Source organism: Streptomyces narbonensis (assembly GCF_014649015.1).
Classification (GTDB): domain Bacteria; phylum Actinomycetota; class Actinomycetes; order Streptomycetales; family Streptomycetaceae; genus Streptomyces; species Streptomyces narbonensis.
Genome location: NZ_BMSF01000035.1, coordinates 13,108 through 27,304 on the forward strand (window position 1 = coordinate 13,108; position 14,197 = coordinate 27,304).

A 14,197-nucleotide genomic window follows, 5' to 3' on the forward strand; every position below is an offset into this window, starting at 1 on the left:
CGTGATGCAGTTCCTTCTGGCGTTGATCGTCGCCGGACCGCTCCTCGGCGCGGTCGCCGCCCTTCTCCCCGCCCCGCCGGGGCTGAAGGGGAAGTCCCCGGACCAGGCCGTGCTCCGCCACGGCGTCACCGTCACCGGTGTGATCCTGCTGGCCGCGATCGTCCTCGCGCTCGGCTTCGACCACGACCAGCCGTCGAGGATGCAGGCCACGACGGACATCAGCTGGATCCCCGCACTCGACGTGCGGATCCACCTCGGTGTCGACGGCATTTCCCTCCCCCTCCTGGTCCTGACCGCGCTGCTGACCTTCCTCTGCGCGCTGTACAGCTACTTCAAGATGCCTTCCGGCCCTTCCCCCAAGGGCTTCGTCGCGCTGCTCCTCGTCCTGGAGTCCGGCACCCTCGCCACCTTCGCCGTCCTCGACCTGGTGCTGTTCTTCCTGGCCTTCGAGATGGTCCTCATCCCGATGTACTTCCTCATCGCCCGCTGGGGCGGCGAGGGCAGGCAGGCAGCAGCCTGGAAGTTCATCCTCTACACGCTGCTCGGCTCCGTCGTCATGCTGCTCGGCCTGCTCCTCATCGGCGTACAGGCCGGCACTTTCGACATGGTGGCACTCGCCACTGACAACGGCCGCGGACTGAGCACGACCGTGCAGGTCACCGCCGTTCTCGCGATCGGTCTCGGCCTCGCGGTGAAGACCCCGATGTGGCCGCTGCACAGCTGGCTCCCGGACGCCCACACCGCCGCCCCGACGGTCGGCTCGGTCCTCCTCGCCGGCGTCCTGCTGAAGATGGGCACGTACGGCTTCGTCCGGATCGTGCTCCCGATCGCCCCCGACGGCATGCGGATCTTCGCGCCGTACCTCGCGGCCTTCGCCGTCGCCGGGATCATCTACGGATCGCTCGCCTGCCTCGCCCTCGCGCGGCCGGGCAGCAAGGGCGACCTCAAGCGGCTGATCGCGTACTCCTCCGTCGGCCACATGGGCTTCGTCCTCCTCGGCATCGCCACCATGACGCCCACCGGGGTCAACGGCGCCCTCTTCGCCAACATCGCCCACGGCCTCGTCACCGGCCTCCTCTTCTTCCTGGTCGGCGCCCTCAAGGACCGGTACGGCACCGCCGACCTCGACACCCTCGCCGGGGCCACCGGCGCCGCCCTCTACGGCCGCGCCCCGCGCCTCGGCGCCCTCCTCGCCTTCGCCGCCGTCGCCTCCCTCGGCCTCCCCGGCCTGGCCGGCTTCTGGGGCGAGATGCTGGCCCTCTTCGGCGCCTTCGAACCCGCCGAGGGCCTCAGCCGCCCCGCCTTCCTCACCTTCATGGCGATCGGCGCCTTCGGCACGCTGCTCACCGCCGCGTACCTCCTGATCGTCGTCCGCCGCGTCTGCATGGGCGGCCCCCGCCCGGCGGGGGAGACGGCCATCGCCGACGTCCAGGGGTACGAGTTCGCCGCCTGGACCCCGCTCGTCGCCCTCACCGTCCTCGCCGGACTCTGGCCCGCCGTCCTCCTCGGCCTCACCGACCCGGCCGTCCAGCAGCTTCTCGCCGGAGGCACCCGATGACCCCCGTGACGACGCTCGCCAGCGAGTCGGGCGAGCCGAGCGCGTCGCTCGTCCAGTCCATCGACTGGCTCACGATCGCGCCCCCGACCCTCACGGCCGTGGTCGCCCTCGCGGTCCTCGTCGCCGACCTCTTCGTCCCCCCGGAGCGCAAGCGGCTCCTCGGCTGGACCGCGATCGGCGGCCTCGTCGCCGCCCTCGCCCTCCTCGTCCCGCTGCGGGCCGGCGACCGCTCCACCTTCTGCCTCACCTCCGAGGCCCAGGCCCAGGGGCACGCGGCCGCGTGCAGCTACACCGCCGACCACTTCACCCTCGTCGTCCAGCTGCTCGTCCTCGGCGGCGCGCTGCTCACCGCGCTCCTCTCCCTGGACGAGACCCGCGAGAGGCTCCCGGCCGGCGAGTTCTGGTTCCTCCTCCTCTCCTCGGCCGCCGGCGCGGCCCTGCTGCCGGCCTCCCGCGACCTCGCGACGCTCGTCATCGCCCTCGAAGTGGCCTCGCTGCCCGCCTTCGCGCTCGTCGGCCTCAAGCGCGGCGACCGCCAGTCCGGCGAGGCGGCGCTCAAGTTCTTCCTCTCCTCCGTCACCGCGACCGCCGTCACCCTGCTCGGCGTCAGCTTCGTGTACGCGGCGACCGGCACCCTCCACCTCACGGAGATCGCCCAGCGCCTCGACTCCGTCCCCGGGCAGCTGGGGACGCTCGCCCAGGCCGGTGTCGCCCTCACCCTGGTGGGCTTCGCCTTCAAGACGGCCGCCGTCCCCTTCCACTTCTGGGTCCCCGACACCTACGTCGGCGCCCCGCTGCCCGTCGCCGCCTACCTCTCCGTGGTCGGCAAGGCCGTCGGCTTCACCGGCCTCGTCCTCGTGACGGTCGTGGCCTTCCCCTCGTACGCCGACGTCTGGGGCCCGGCGCTGGCCGTCCTCGCCGCGCTCACCATGACCGCGGGCAACGTCGCCGCCCTCCGCCAGGTGTCCACGCGCGCGTGGAGCGCGGTCCGGCTGCTCGCCTGGTCCTCCGTCGCCCAGGCCGGCTACCTCCTGGTGCCGATCGCCGCCGCCGCGTACTCCGACGACGACCAGGTCGGCGCCACCGTCGCGTACGCCCTGATGTACGCCGTCGTGAACCTCGGTGCCTTCGCGGTCGTCGCCCTGGTCGCCCGTACCCGTCCCGCGAACCGGATCGAGGACTACCGGGGCCTGTACGCGGCCAGCCCCGCCGCCGCCCTCGCGCTGGGGTTCTTCCTCCTGAATCTGGCCGGTTTGCCCCCGGGTATCATCGGCCTCTTCGCCAAGGTGACCGTGTTCTCGTCGGCCGTCGACGCGGGCCTCGGCTGGCTGGCCGTGGTGATGGGCCTCAACGTCGTGATCGCGCTGTACTACTACCTGCGCTGGACGGCACTGCTCTTCCGCGCGCCGGTGGGTGCCCCCGTCCCCCACAAGGCCTCCGTGCCGGTCACCGTGGCGATCGCGCTGACCGCCGTGTGCGGCGTCGTCCTGTCGGGCTACCCGCAGTTCGCCCTCCGCTTCGCGGCGACGACGCTGTTCTGAGCCGAGAACCGCTGTTCCACCCCCCCCACAAAGAAAAACCGAGGAGCAACACCCCGTGCTGAACGGATTCAAGGACTTCATACTTCGCGGGAACGTCATCTCGATGGCCATCGGACTGGCCGTCGGAACCGCGTTCACGGCCGTCGTCACGGGCTTCAGCAAGGCCTTCATCACCCCGCTCATCGGTCTCGCCACCGGCTCCGTCGGCGACTTCAGCGAGGCGAAGTTCAGCATCGGCAAGACCGTCTTCCCCTACGGCCTCGCCATCTCCGCCGCCATAGCCTTCGTCATCACCGCCGCCGTCCTCTACTTCCTGATCGTCGCCCCGCTGGCGAAGGTCCAGGAGAGGTTCGCCAAGGAGGAGGCGGCCGACCCCAAGTCGGAGAAGCGTGACTGCCCCCGCTGCTTCACCGAGATCCCGGCCATCGCCTCCCGCTGCGCCCACTGCACCAGCGAGGTCGAGCCCACCGCCGTCCACCTGGACAAGATCCCGGTTCCCGCGGCCCGGTAGTCCCGAGGTCAGGCAGTCCGGCGGCCCGGCGGTCCGGCGGTCCGACAGCCCGGCGTCCGACCGGGTCCCACAGCGGCGCCGTCACCCGAACGGCCTACAGCCGCCCCCGGTACGGCCGGGGGAACCCGAGCCTCCCGCCTGGCGTTGACCAGTACGGGAGGGTCCACTGGACCAGTGGACCACCACGAAGCAAAGGGTTCCCCTGCCGCACCACTTGGAGGGCGTACCGTGCACCGCCGGCACAACGGGCTGAGGACCGCCGTCCTCCTCGGAGGGCTCTCCGCCCTCATCATCGTCATCGGCAGCTTCTTCGGCCGGACGGGGCTGATCGTCGCGCTCTTCGTGGCGCTCGGCACCAACGCGTACGCGTACTGGAACAGCGACAAGCTGGCGCTGCGGGCCATGCGGGCCCGTCCGGTGAGCGAGTTCGAGGCTCCCGCGCTGTACAGGATGGTGCGCGAGCTCTCCACGCAGGCCCGCCAGCCGATGCCGCGGCTCTACATCTCGCCCACCCAGGCACCCAACGCCTTCGCGACCGGCCGCAACCCGCGCAACGCCGCCGTCTGCTGCACCGAGGGCATCCTCGCGATCCTCGACGAGCGCGAGCTGCGCGGGGTCATCGGCCACGAGCTGAGCCACGTCTACAACCGCGACATCCTCATCTCCTCGGTCGCCGGAGCACTCGCCTCCGTGATCATGTTCCTGGTCAACTTCGCCTGGCTGATCCCCGTCGGCCGCTCCAACGACGACGACGGCCCCGGACTCCTCGGCATGCTTCTGGTCATGATCCTCGGCCCCATCGCCGCCTCGGTCATCCAGCTCGCCATCTCCCGCTCCCGGGAGTACGAGGCCGACGCCTCGGGCGCCCAGCTCACCGGCGACCCGCTCGCCCTGGCCAGCGCCCTGCGGAAGCTGGAGGCGGGCACCAAGCAGCTGCCGCTGCCGCCCGAGCCCCGGATCGAGACCGCGAGCCACATGATGATCGCCAACCCGTTCCGCCCCGGTAAGGGCATGTCCAAGATGTTCTCCACCCATCCGCCGATGGCCGAGCGCATCGCCCGGCTCGAACAGATGGCAGGTCGACGCCCGTGAAGACGATCCTCAACATCATCTGGCTGATCCTCTGCGGATTCTGGATGTTCCTCGGCTACATGGTCGCGGGCATCCTGCTCTGCATCACGATCATCGGCATCCCCTTCGGCCTCGCCGCGTTCCGCATCGGCATCTACGCCCTGTGGCCCTTCGGGTACACGGTCGTCGACCGCCACGACGCCGGCGCGCCCTCCTGCGTGGGCAACGTCCTGTGGCTGATCCTCGCCGGCTGGTGGCTCGCCCTCGGCCACATCGCCACCGGCATCGCCCTCTGCATCACGATCATCGGCATCCCGCTCGGCATCGCGAACTTCAAGCTGATCCCGGTCTCGCTGCTCCCCCTCGGCAAGGAGATCGTCCCCTCGGACCAGGCCTACGCGGTCCGCTGATGCGGTTTCCCCGCTACGCGCTGGTGCCCGCCCCCGGAGACCCCGCCCGCCACCTCCTGGCCCTCTGCACGGACGTGGCGGGCCTCTTCGCCGAGCCGGCCCGCCCCGCACGCGTCCGCTACGAGCTCCGCGGCTGCGAACCGCGCGGCGCGCTGTCCCGGGCCGTCGCCCAGGCGGTCGTCGAGGGCACGGCGCCCTTCGGGACGCTCGTCGTCGACCTCCACGGCACCGGCTGGGCCCTCGCGGACACCCGCGTCCTCGGCATGCGCGGCGACGTCGTGACGGTGGAGGCGGCCGGTGAGCCGCGCCGCGTCCACCATCCGCCCGACCCGGTCGCGTGCGGGAACCTCGTCCGGGTCACCCCCGCCGCACCCGAGGAGGAGACCCACACCGACGTCACCTTCGTCGGCTGCTCCCCGCGCGGCGAGCTCCGCGACGCCCTCGCAGCGGGCGCGGACGACTTCCGCGAGGTGCGCTACCAGGGCCTGACCCGGATCGGGAACCACCACCACGAGGACGAGGCGGGCCGCATCACCGCCTGGGAGACCTCCGCCCGCCACCGCGGCCTCGTCGACCTCACCCTGTCGTTCCCGCGTACGCGGCTGGTGCCGCCCGCGACCGGCGAGATATGGGACCTGTTCTGGCGGGCGAGGCCGGTCGAGCCCGGCACCTGGCGGCGGTTCACCGGCGCGGCGCGCGGCGAGTGGCTGGACCGGGCCGCCGCCCACGGCTCGCACGGCGCCCCGGAGCTCGTCCCCGGCGCCACGTACCGCCTCGACGGCACCGACATCGTCGACGAGGACTCGTTCCGGTGCGCGCTGGGCGAGGCCGTACTGGGCCCCGGCCGCTGCTTCCGGGAGGGCGGCTCCGGCGCGAGCGGCCCCGGAGCGATCGGCGAGGAGCTGTCCGGCGCCACCGTCGTCTGGCACCGCGCCGACGTGGCCCGCGCCTGTCTGGGCGTCCAGCCCTACAGCGGGCGCCGCCCGGCTACCTTCCAGGAGCTCGTCGACGACCTCACTGCCGCGGGGGTACGGCTCGTCCTCGACTGACCGCCCAGGCCACGACACCCGCCGCGAGGACCCCGGACCCCGCGAGGACCGACCCGAGCGGCAGCGCGAAGGCGAGCACGGCGCAGCCGACGATCCCGAGCGCGGCGAGCGGCCTGTTCCAGCCCCCCAGGGTCCAGGCGGAGGCGTTCGCGATCCCGTAGTAGACGAGCACGCCGAAGGACGAGAAGCCGATCGCGCCCCGCACGTCCGCCGTCGCCGCCACCACGGCCACCACCGCGCCCACGGCGAGCTCGGCCCGGTGCGGCACCTGGAAGCGGGGGTGCACGACGGCGAGCGTGCCCGGCAGGTATCCGTCCCGCGCCATCGCCAGCGTCGTCCGGGACACCCCGAGGATCAGCGAGAGCAGCGAGCCGAGCGCCGCGACCGCCGCACCCGCCGTGACGAGCGGCACCAGCCAGAGCGCGTCCGCCGCGCGCGCCGCGTCGGCGAGCGGTGCGGGGGAGGCGGCCAGGGCGGCCGGCCCCAGGACGGCCAGCACGCTCACGGTGACGGCCGCGTAGACGGCGAGCGCGATCCCGAGGGCCAGCGGTACCGCCCGGGGGATCGTGCGGGCGGGATCGCGGACCTCCTCGCCGAGCGTGGCGATGCGCGCGTACCCCGCGAACGCGAAGAAAAGCAAACCCGCGGCCTGTAGGACGGAGCCCCCGACGACCTCTCCGCCGAGCGTCGGCCGGGCGGTCTCACCGGCCCCGAGGGACACCACGACGACACAGGCGAGGACGGCCAGGACCACCGCCACGACGACCCGCGTGAGCAGCGCCGACTTCTGAACTCCCCGGTAATCCAGGGCCGTCAGGGCCACCACGGCGGCGACGGCCACCGCGTGCGCGTGCGCGGGCCAGACGTACGCCCCGACGGTCAGCGCCATCGCCGCGCACGAGGCGGTCTTGCCGGCCACGAAGGCCCAGCCCGCCAAGTACCCCCAGAACGAACCAAGACGTTCGCGACCGTACACATAGGTGCCGCCGGAGGCCGGGTAGCGGGCCGCCAGCCGGGCCGAGGCCATGGCGTTGGCGTAGGCGACGAGGGCGGCGATCCCGAGCGCCCAGAGGAGCCCGGAACCGGACCCGGCCGCACCGGCAGCGGGTCCGAGCGCCACGAAGATCCCGGCCCCGACCATCGAGCCGAGCCCGATCACGACCGCGTCGAAGACGCCGAGCGACCGGCGCAGTTCCTCTGCCACGACCTCAGCCTAGAGGGCGGTCACCAACCGGTCTCCCGCAGTGTGATGTTGAGCCGCCCGGACAGCCCGAGCGCCGGATCGGCCGTCCCCGGCCGGACCACGGGCACACCGTGGTGCGCCCACCGCGAGGCCCCGCCGAAGACGAAGAGGTCACCGGAGAGCAGCTCGACGTCCCGGTAGGGCCGGCCGCGGTTCTCCGTGTTCCCGAAGCGGAAGACACACCGGTCCCCGAGGCTCAACGACACCACCGGAGCACCGGACCGCTCCTCCTTGTCCTGGTGCATGCCCATCCTGGCGCCGTCCCCGTAGAAGTTCACGAGAGCGGTATCGGGCGAGAAGTCCCCGCTCCCCCTGCTCTCCCCGTATGCCTCGACGACGGCTTCCCGCCCCAACGCGGCCAGCCAGCCGGGCAGTTCGACACCGACGGAGTCGAGATAGCGGTACGGCTCCCACTGCCGCCCCAGACACAGCGACCGCACCGACATGACACCGCCGCCGGGCAGCACGGTGTGCCGGTACGACACGGGCCCCCGCCCCCACTCCCGGCAGGCGTCCACCAACTCCCGCTGCCGCACGAGCGACAGCCACCCGGGCACGTGCACGGCCCCGGGCGTGACGACGGTGCGCTCGCGGGGGAAGAGCCCCTCGCTCACGCGGAACCCGCCAGGGCACCCTCAAGGCCGAGGAGCCGCTCTTTCCGCTCGAGCCCGGCGGCGTACCCGCGCAGGCTCCCGTCCGTCCCGATCACCCTGTGGCAGGGCCGCACCACGAGCAGCGGATTGCGCCCGATCGCGGTGCCCACGGCCCGCACCCCGGCCCCGGAGGAACCGACGATCCGGGCGACGTCCCCGTAGGACACGGTCGTCCCGTACGGGATCTCCTCCAGGGCGCGCCAGACGCGCCGCTGGAAGTCCGTTCCGACGCTCAGGTCGTACGGGACGTCGAACCGGTCCCGCCGCCCGGCGAAGTACTCGCCCAGCTGCCGGGCCGCCTCGGCGAAGGCCTCGGGCGCGGGCGTCCAGCCGTCCTCGACCTCGACGCCGCCCTTCTGCCCCGGCAGGGACAGCGAGCGCAGCACGGCACGGCCCCCTTCGGCGAGCTGCCCGACCAGCAGCATCTCGCCCAGGGGGCCGTCGACGTACGCGTACACGGTCATGACTGGTTCCTCTCCCCGCACGGGTCTCTCACGACCCAGTGTGCGGGGCCCGCCGGCCTTCCGGCTGGCGGAAATCGGACACCGGCCTCGACGGTCAGCGGTAGTTCACGAACTGGAGGGCGAAGTCGAAGTCCTTGCCCTTGAGCAGCGCCTGTACGGCCTGCAGGTCGTCCCGGCTCTTCGAGCTGACACGCAGCTCGTCGCCCTGGACCTGCGCCTTGACGCCCTTGGGACCCTCGTCCCGGATGGCCTTCGCGACCTTCTTGGCGTTCTCCTGGGAGATGCCCTCCTGGACCGAGGCGAAGAGCTTGTACTCCTTGCCGGACAGCTGCGGCTCACCCTCGACGTCCAGCGACTTCAGCGAGATGCCGCGCTTGATCAGCTTGGTCTGGAAGATGTCGAGGATCGCCATGACGCGCTCCTCGCCGTTCGCCTGCATCAGGATCTTCTCGCCCGACCAGGAGATCGAGGCGTTGGTCCCCTTGAAGTCGTAGCGCTGGGAGATCTCCTTCACGGCCTGGTTGAGGGCGTTGTCGACCTCCTGCCGCTCGACCTTGGACACGATGTCGAAACTGGAGTCGGCCATGACTCGTGGCTCCTTGTTGTTCGCTGTCGGGTACAGCCCAAAGCCTAGGGGGTTCGCCGCGACTCGAACCGCTGATCAATCCGGTGGCGAACCACCCTCCGGGATCAGGTATTGTTTACGTCGTTGCCACGGAACACCGCGAAAGCGGCTCCACGGCAGCGATCTCATGGCGATGTGCCCGAGTGGCCAATGGGAGCGGACTGTAAATCCGTCGGCTTAGCCTACCCAGGTTCGAATCCTGGCGTCGCCACGTGAAGAAGGTCCCCGGTGCTTGCACCGGGGACCTTCACTCGTTTCCGGGTCAGTTTCCGGCGACGTCCTTCACCGCGACCGCGAGCGGCGTCGAGCCGCTGGTCAGTTCCAGGGTCAGGCCGGCCGTCGCCGGGGTGTCGAGGAGCTCCGCGAGGACCGCCGCCACGTCGTCGCGCGGCACCATGCCCCGGCCCGTGTGGGCCTCCAGGCGGATCTGGCCCGTCCCCGCGTCGTTGGTCAGGGAGCCCGGGCGCAGGATCGTCCAGTCCAGGCCCGTGTGGGCGCGGACGGCGTCGTCGGCGGCGCCCTTGGCGCGGAGGTAGGCGTCGAAGACCTCGTCGCCCGGGTGGGCCGCGTCCGCGCCCATCGAGGAGACGACGACATAGCGCCGTACTCCCGCCCGCTCCGCCGCGTCCGCGAAGAGCACGGCCGCCGCGCGGTCCACCGTGTCCTTGCGGTCCACCGAGCTGCCCGGACCCGCGCCCGCCGCGAAGACCGCCGCGTCGGCGCCCTGGAGCACCGCGGCGACCATCTCCACCGACGCCGACTCCAGGTCCAGGACGACCGGCTCGGCGCCCGCCGCCCGTAGGTCGTCGCCCTGCTCGGGCCGGCGGATGATCCCCGCGACCTCGTGTCCGCCCGCCGCGAGCAGCCTCTCCAGGCGCAGGGCGATCTGTCCGTGTCCTCCAGCGATGACGATGCGCATACTCACGACCGTACGACGGGACCGGCCGGAGGGCTCCCCGGCTCGGGCGGCCGCTCCGGCCGCACCTGCCGGGGCAGATCGAGGGCCGCCGCCGAGTCGCAGTACTCCCGCACCGCGCTCGTCCGCGCCACCACCCGCCCCCGGTGCACCACGACCCGGCTGTACGCGAGGGACAGCACCCCCGCCAGCCGCTCGCCGCGCACCGCCAGGAGCTCCGCGGGGAAGCCCGCCTCCACCCGTACCACCGGCAGCCCCATCGCGGCCCGCGCCCCCGCGCTCACCGCCGCGTACGCCTCCTGGGGCGGCAGCCCGCCGAGCGAGGCGAGCAGATACGCCGCCTCCAGCGGGTCCCCGCGCCCCACCGGGTTGGACAGGTCCCGCAGCGCCCCGCTGCCCGCCGCGAGCCGCACCCCGGCCGCCCGCAGCAGCCGGACCGGCGCCGCGCCGCGCAGCTCCGTGGCCCCGCAGCCGCCCTGCGGCAGGCAGACCACCGTCACCCCGGCCGCCGCCAGTTGGTCCGCGGCCCGCCGCGCCGCGTCGGCGGGGAGCCGGCCGAGCCCGGCGCACGGCCCGATCGTCACCCCGGGCCGCAGCCCGCCGGCCATCGCCGCGAGCCGGGCGAGCCGGGCCGGGTCGTCCCCGTCGGTGTGCAGGTCGACCGGGCAGCCGTGCTCGGCCGCGACCTCCAGGACCGCCTCCACGTATCCGGCCGGGTCCGGGTCGAGGTCCGGGCAGCCGCCGACGACACCGGCGCCCATCTTCACCGCGTCCCGCAGCATCGCGAGCCCGTCCGCGCCCGCCACCCCGGTGAGGAGCCGGGGCACGGCGACGGCCGTCAGGTCGGCGAGGCCGCGCAGCGAGCGCCGCGCCTGGAGCACGGCCTCCAGGGGGCCGAGCCCCTGCACGCCGCCGATCCGCACGTGCGCGCGCAGCGCGGTCGCGCCGTGGCCCAGCTGGAGCAGGGCGGCCTCGGTGGCCCGCCGTTGCACCTCCTCCGGGACGTACGAGACGGGGCCCGGGGTGTCGGCGGACAGCGCGGTGTCGGCGTGGGCGTGGGGCTCGGCGGCGGCGGGCAGCAGCAGATAGCCGGCGAGGTCGACGCGGGAACCGGCGCCGGCGCTGAGGCTGCCCGCCGTGCCCACGGCCTCGATCCGCCCGCCGACGAGCCGGACGTCCACGGTCCGGCCGTCGGTCAGGCGTGCGTGGGAGAGCAGGAGCGAGGTCGAGTCGGCGGTGGTGGCGGCCCCGTCCTCGGGCGGTGGCTGGGGCTGCTTGCTGTCGGCTGACATCGGGCTCCTCAAGGCTCCTCAAGATCAAGATCGCGCAAGGTGGGGCAGAGCCTAGGGCGGCTCGGACCGACCTTCGAGGAGGAGCGCAATAGTCGTACCGATGAGTCCACGAGTGGCGTACGTGACGCCTGGTGACGGGCCTGGTCAGGGCCGCCGCGAGGGCGCGGGGAAACGGATTTGGGTGATGGCCCGGAGACCGTGTAATGTCTTCCTCGCTCGCCCCAATAGCTCAGTCGGTAGAGCGTCTCCATGGTAAGGAGAAGGTCTACGGTTCGATTCCGTATTGGGGCTCTGGTGAGAAGGAACCCGCCTTCGGGCGGGATCCGGATCATCAAAGCGGTGTAGCTCAGTCGGTAGAGCAAGCGGCTCATAATCGCTGTGTCACCGGTTCAAGTCCGGTCACCGCTACACACGGTAGCCGATTGTGGGGTCGGTCCTGCGATCGGCTACTCTTTTATGCGTTCATCCATCCCATCCGTCCGTCAAGGAGCACTCACGTGGCTGCCACCGACGTCCGCCCGAAGATCACGCTGGCCTGCGTGGAGTGCAAGGAGCGGAACTACATCACCAAGAAGAACCGGCGTAACAACCCGGACCGTCTTGAGATGAAGAAGCACTGCCCTCGCTGCAACTCGCACACCGCGCACCGCGAGACGCGTTAATCAGGCTCGTACACGAGGCCGTCCCCACCAGGGGGCGGCCTCGTGTCGTTTGTCCGCACGGCAATGAATCCAGGAGGTATCGAGTCCATGGCGCTCGACCAGTCCTTCGTGGGCCGGACCTATCCGCCCACCGCGGCCTACGAGGTCGGCCGCGAGAAGATCCGCGAGTTCGCCGAGGCGATCGGTGACGCCAATCCCGCGTACACCGACACCGACGCGGCCAAGGCGCTCGGCCACTCCGACGTGATCGCCCCGCCCACTTTTGTGTTCGCCATCACGTTCAAGGCCGCGGGCGCCGTCATCGAGGACCCGCAGCTCGGCCTCGACTACAGCCGCGTGGTCCACGGCGACCAGAAGTTCACCTACACCCGGCCCGTACGCGCCGGGGACCGGCTCTCGGTCACCTCCACCATCGAGGCGATCAAGTCCCTCGCGGGCAACGACATCCTGGACATCCGCGGCGAGGTCCACGACGCCTCCGGCGAGCACGTCGTGACCGCCTGGACGAAGCTCGTCTCCCGCGCACCCGAGGGGGCCTGACCATGACCGCCAAGATCGCCTACGACGAGGTCGAGGTCGGCACCGAGCTGCCCGCGCAGAGCTTCCCCGTGACGCGCGCCACGCTCGTGCGGTACGCCGGCGCCTCCGGGGACTTCAACCCCATCCACTGGAACGAGAAGTTCGCGGTGGAGGTCGGCCTCCCGGACGTCATCGCCCACGGCATGTTCACCATGGCCGAGGCGATCCGCGTCGTCACCGACTGGGCCGGCGACCCCGCCGCCGTCGTCGAGTACGGCGTCCGCTTCACCAAGCCCGTCGTCGTCCCCAACGACGACCAGGGCGCCCTCATCGAGGTCAGCGCCAAGGTCGCCGCGAAGCTGGACGACCGCAGGGTGCGGGTCGACATCACCGCCATGAGCGCGGGCCAGAAGGTCCTCGGCATGTCGCGGGCCGTGGTCGAGCTCGCCTGACGCCGTCGTTCCGGCCGTGGGTGGAACGTTCCACCCACGGCCGGAACGTAGTCTTGAGCGCGTGCAGCCTCTTCACGACGCCACCCTCGCCCCCCTGACCACCTTCCGGCTCGGCGGACCCGCCAACCGGCTCGTCACCGCCACCACCGACGACGAGGTGGTCGCGGCCGTCCGCGAGGCCGACGCCACGGGCACCCCTCTGCTCGTCATCGGCGGCGGCTCCAACCTGGTCATCGGGGACAAGGGCTTCGACGGCACGGCGCTGCGCATCGCCACCACCGGCTTCGCCCTGGAGGGCACGCGCCTGGAGCTCGCCGCGGGCGAGGTCTGGACGGACGCCGTCGCGCGGACCGTCGAGGCCGGGCTCGCCGGGATCGAGTGCCTCGCCGGCATTCCCGGCTCGGCCGGCGCGACCCCGATCCAGAACGTCGGCGCGTACGGGCAGGACGTCTCCGCCACCGTCACCGAGGTCGTCGCCTACGACCGGCGCGCCGAGGAGACCGTCACCCTCACCAACGCCGAGTGCGCCTTCTCGTACCGCCACAGCCTCTTCAAGGACCAGCCCGAGCGGTACGTGGTCCTGCGGGTCCGCTTCGAGCTCGAGGACGCGGACGGGATGTCGGCGCCGATCAAGTACCCGGAGACCGCCCGCGAGCTCGGCGTCGAGGCCGGCGACCGCGTGCCGCTCGCGACCGCCCGTGAGACCGTCCTGAGGCTCCGCGCCGGCAAGGGCATGGTCCTGGACCCGGCGGACCACGACACCTGGTCCGCGGGCTCGTTCTTCACCAACCCGATCCTCACGGCGGGGGAGTACGAGACCTTCCTCGCGCGCGCGGCCGAGCGCCTCGGCCCCGACGTCACCCCGCCGGCCTTCCCCACGGGCGAGGACGGCGCAGTGAAGACCTCCGCCGCCTGGCTGATCGACCGGGCCGGGTTCACCAAGGGGTACGGGACCGGGCCCGCCCGGATCTCCACCAAGCACACGCTCGCCCTCACCAACCGCGGCGAGGCGACCACCGAGGACCTCCTGGCCCTCGCCCGCGAGGTCGTCGCCGGGGTGCGGGACGCCTTCGGGATCACCCTCGTCAACGAGCCCGTCACGGTGGGCGTCGAGCTCTGAACACCCCCTAGGGGGTGTCGTCACATTCCCGTCTGCCCCGCGGCGTCCGGCACGCACTCTCGCCGCACCGGGCGAAAGCCCACGTACGTCCAGTACGTGGGCTTCCACCCG

General features: G+C 72.2%; 16 protein-coding genes and 3 tRNA genes. 13 read left to right on the top strand and 6 right to left on the bottom strand.

Annotation, left to right across the window (positions count from 1 at the left end; all coding sequences use genetic code 11):
* Positions 1-4: 4 nt before the first annotated feature.
* The 6 genes from IE124_RS33615 to IE124_RS33640 all read left to right on the top strand — a co-directional run bounded on the left by IE124_RS33615 (position 5) and on the right by IE124_RS33640 (position 6,140).
* A complete protein-coding gene (locus IE124_RS33615) occupies positions 5-1,558 on the top strand; it encodes a complex I subunit 4 family protein (RefSeq protein WP_189513767.1) in 1,554 nt (517 codons plus the stop codon).
* Positions 1,555-3,099: an NADH-quinone oxidoreductase subunit N gene (locus IE124_RS33620; protein WP_189513739.1), complete on the top strand. Its 1,545-nt coding sequence runs from the start codon at positions 1,555-1,557 to the stop codon at positions 3,097-3,099. The genes IE124_RS33615 and IE124_RS33620 overlap by 4 nt, the downstream gene beginning before the upstream one ends.
* Before the next feature lie 55 nt (positions 3,100-3,154).
* Complete coding sequence (gene mscL / locus IE124_RS33625; protein WP_189513741.1) at positions 3,155-3,610, top strand: large conductance mechanosensitive channel protein MscL; 456 nt, start codon at positions 3,155-3,157, stop codon at positions 3,608-3,610.
* 228 nt (positions 3,611-3,838) lie between these two features.
* Positions 3,839-4,702 (top strand): zinc metalloprotease HtpX, encoded by an 864-nt coding sequence (htpX, locus tag IE124_RS33630; RefSeq protein WP_189513743.1) that lies wholly within the window; start codon positions 3,839-3,841, stop codon positions 4,700-4,702.
* Positions 4,699-5,091 carry a YccF domain-containing protein gene (locus IE124_RS33635; protein WP_189513745.1) on the top strand — a complete coding sequence of 131 codons (393 nt, stop codon included), beginning with the start codon at positions 4,699-4,701 and terminating at the stop codon, positions 5,089-5,091. Before htpX ends, IE124_RS33635 begins: the two co-directional genes overlap by 4 nt.
* Positions 5,091-6,140, top strand: a complete 1,050-nt coding sequence (locus IE124_RS33640) for a barstar family protein (protein WP_189513748.1) — start codon at positions 5,091-5,093, stop codon at positions 6,138-6,140. The genes IE124_RS33635 and IE124_RS33640 overlap by 1 nt, the downstream gene beginning before the upstream one ends.
* Here IE124_RS33640 and IE124_RS33645 read toward each other — a convergent pair.
* The 4 genes from IE124_RS33645 to IE124_RS33660 all read right to left on the bottom strand — a co-directional run bounded on the left by IE124_RS33645 (position 6,106) and on the right by IE124_RS33660 (position 9,086).
* A complete protein-coding gene (locus IE124_RS33645) occupies positions 6,106-7,344 on the bottom strand; it encodes an APC family permease (protein WP_189513750.1) in 1,239 nt (412 codons plus the stop codon). The genes IE124_RS33640 and IE124_RS33645 overlap by 35 nt on opposite strands.
* Before the next feature lie 20 nt (positions 7,345-7,364).
* On the bottom strand, positions 7,365-7,997 hold the full coding sequence (locus IE124_RS33650; protein WP_189513752.1) for an alpha-ketoglutarate-dependent dioxygenase AlkB family protein: 633 nt from the start codon (positions 7,995-7,997) through the stop codon (positions 7,365-7,367).
* The gene (locus IE124_RS33655; RefSeq protein ID WP_189513754.1) at positions 7,994-8,500 is read right to left on the bottom strand and encodes a methylated-DNA--[protein]-cysteine S-methyltransferase; all 507 of its coding nucleotides are present in this window, start codon (positions 8,498-8,500) and stop codon (positions 7,994-7,996) included. Before IE124_RS33655 ends, IE124_RS33650 begins: the two co-directional genes overlap by 4 nt.
* A gap of 94 nt (positions 8,501-8,594) precedes the next feature.
* The gene (locus IE124_RS33660; protein WP_055641880.1) at positions 8,595-9,086 is read right to left on the bottom strand and encodes a YajQ family cyclic di-GMP-binding protein; all 492 of its coding nucleotides are present in this window, start codon (positions 9,084-9,086) and stop codon (positions 8,595-8,597) included.
* 168 nt (positions 9,087-9,254) lie between these two features.
* Between IE124_RS33660 and IE124_RS33665 the strand changes: the two genes are divergently transcribed.
* Positions 9,255-9,336 (top strand) — tRNA-Tyr (locus IE124_RS33665).
* Positions 9,337-9,387: 51 nt separating this feature from the next.
* Here IE124_RS33665 and IE124_RS33670 read toward each other — a convergent pair.
* Together IE124_RS33670 and IE124_RS33675 are read right to left on the bottom strand one after the other, a co-directional pair.
* Positions 9,388-10,044: an SDR family oxidoreductase gene (locus tag IE124_RS33670; protein WP_189513756.1), complete on the bottom strand. Its 657-nt coding sequence runs from the start codon at positions 10,042-10,044 to the stop codon at positions 9,388-9,390.
* Positions 10,045-10,046: 2 nt separating this feature from the next.
* A complete protein-coding gene (locus IE124_RS33675; protein ID WP_189513757.1) occupies positions 10,047-11,333 on the bottom strand; it encodes an amidohydrolase family protein in 1,287 nt (428 codons plus the stop codon).
* Between the two features lie 218 nt (positions 11,334-11,551).
* Here IE124_RS33675 and IE124_RS33680 point away from each other — a divergent pair.
* From IE124_RS33680 to IE124_RS33705, 6 genes are all read left to right on the top strand, one after another.
* Positions 11,552-11,624 (top strand) — tRNA-Thr (locus tag IE124_RS33680).
* Positions 11,625-11,668: 44 nt separating this feature from the next.
* A tRNA-Met gene (locus tag IE124_RS33685) sits at positions 11,669-11,741 on the top strand.
* Positions 11,742-11,830: 89 nt separating this feature from the next.
* A complete protein-coding gene (gene rpmG, locus IE124_RS33690) occupies positions 11,831-11,995 on the top strand; it encodes a 50S ribosomal protein L33 (RefSeq protein ID WP_003956487.1) in 165 nt (54 codons plus the stop codon).
* An 87-nt stretch (positions 11,996-12,082) separates the two neighbouring features.
* Entirely contained in the window at positions 12,083-12,535 is a 453-nt protein-coding gene (locus IE124_RS33695; RefSeq protein ID WP_189513759.1) for a MaoC family dehydratase N-terminal domain-containing protein, read from the top strand.
* A gap of 2 nt (positions 12,536-12,537) precedes the next feature.
* On the top strand, positions 12,538-12,966 hold the full coding sequence (locus IE124_RS33700; RefSeq protein ID WP_189513761.1) for a MaoC family dehydratase: 429 nt from the start codon (positions 12,538-12,540) through the stop codon (positions 12,964-12,966).
* Between the two features lie 61 nt (positions 12,967-13,027).
* A complete protein-coding gene (locus IE124_RS33705; RefSeq protein WP_189513763.1) occupies positions 13,028-14,086 on the top strand; it encodes a UDP-N-acetylmuramate dehydrogenase in 1,059 nt (352 codons plus the stop codon).
* Positions 14,087-14,197 lie beyond the last annotated feature (111 nt).

Coding starts and splice junctions, on each gene's coding strand:
- IE124_RS33695 (WP_189513759.1), top strand. CDS start 12,083: ATGGCGCTCGACCAGTCCTTCGTGGGCCGGACCTATCCGCCCACCGCG.
- IE124_RS33620 (WP_189513739.1), top strand. CDS start 1,555: ATGACCCCCGTGACGACGCTCGCCAGCGAGTCGGGCGAGCCGAGCGCG.
- IE124_RS33615 (WP_189513767.1), top strand. CDS start 5: ATGCAGTTCCTTCTGGCGTTGATCGTCGCCGGACCGCTCCTCGGCGCG.
- IE124_RS33660 (WP_055641880.1), bottom strand. CDS start 9,086: ATGGCCGACTCCAGTTTCGACATCGTGTCCAAGGTCGAGCGGCAGGAG.
- IE124_RS33675 (WP_189513757.1), bottom strand. CDS start 11,333: ATGTCAGCCGACAGCAAGCAGCCCCAGCCACCGCCCGAGGACGGGGCC.
- IE124_RS33670 (WP_189513756.1), bottom strand. CDS start 10,044: ATGCGCATCGTCATCGCTGGAGGACACGGACAGATCGCCCTGCGCCTG.
- IE124_RS33655 (WP_189513754.1), bottom strand. CDS start 8,500: ATGACCGTGTACGCGTACGTCGACGGCCCCCTGGGCGAGATGCTGCTG.
- IE124_RS33640 (WP_189513748.1), top strand. CDS start 5,091: ATGCGGTTTCCCCGCTACGCGCTGGTGCCCGCCCCCGGAGACCCCGCC.
- IE124_RS33700 (WP_189513761.1), top strand. CDS start 12,538: ATGACCGCCAAGATCGCCTACGACGAGGTCGAGGTCGGCACCGAGCTG.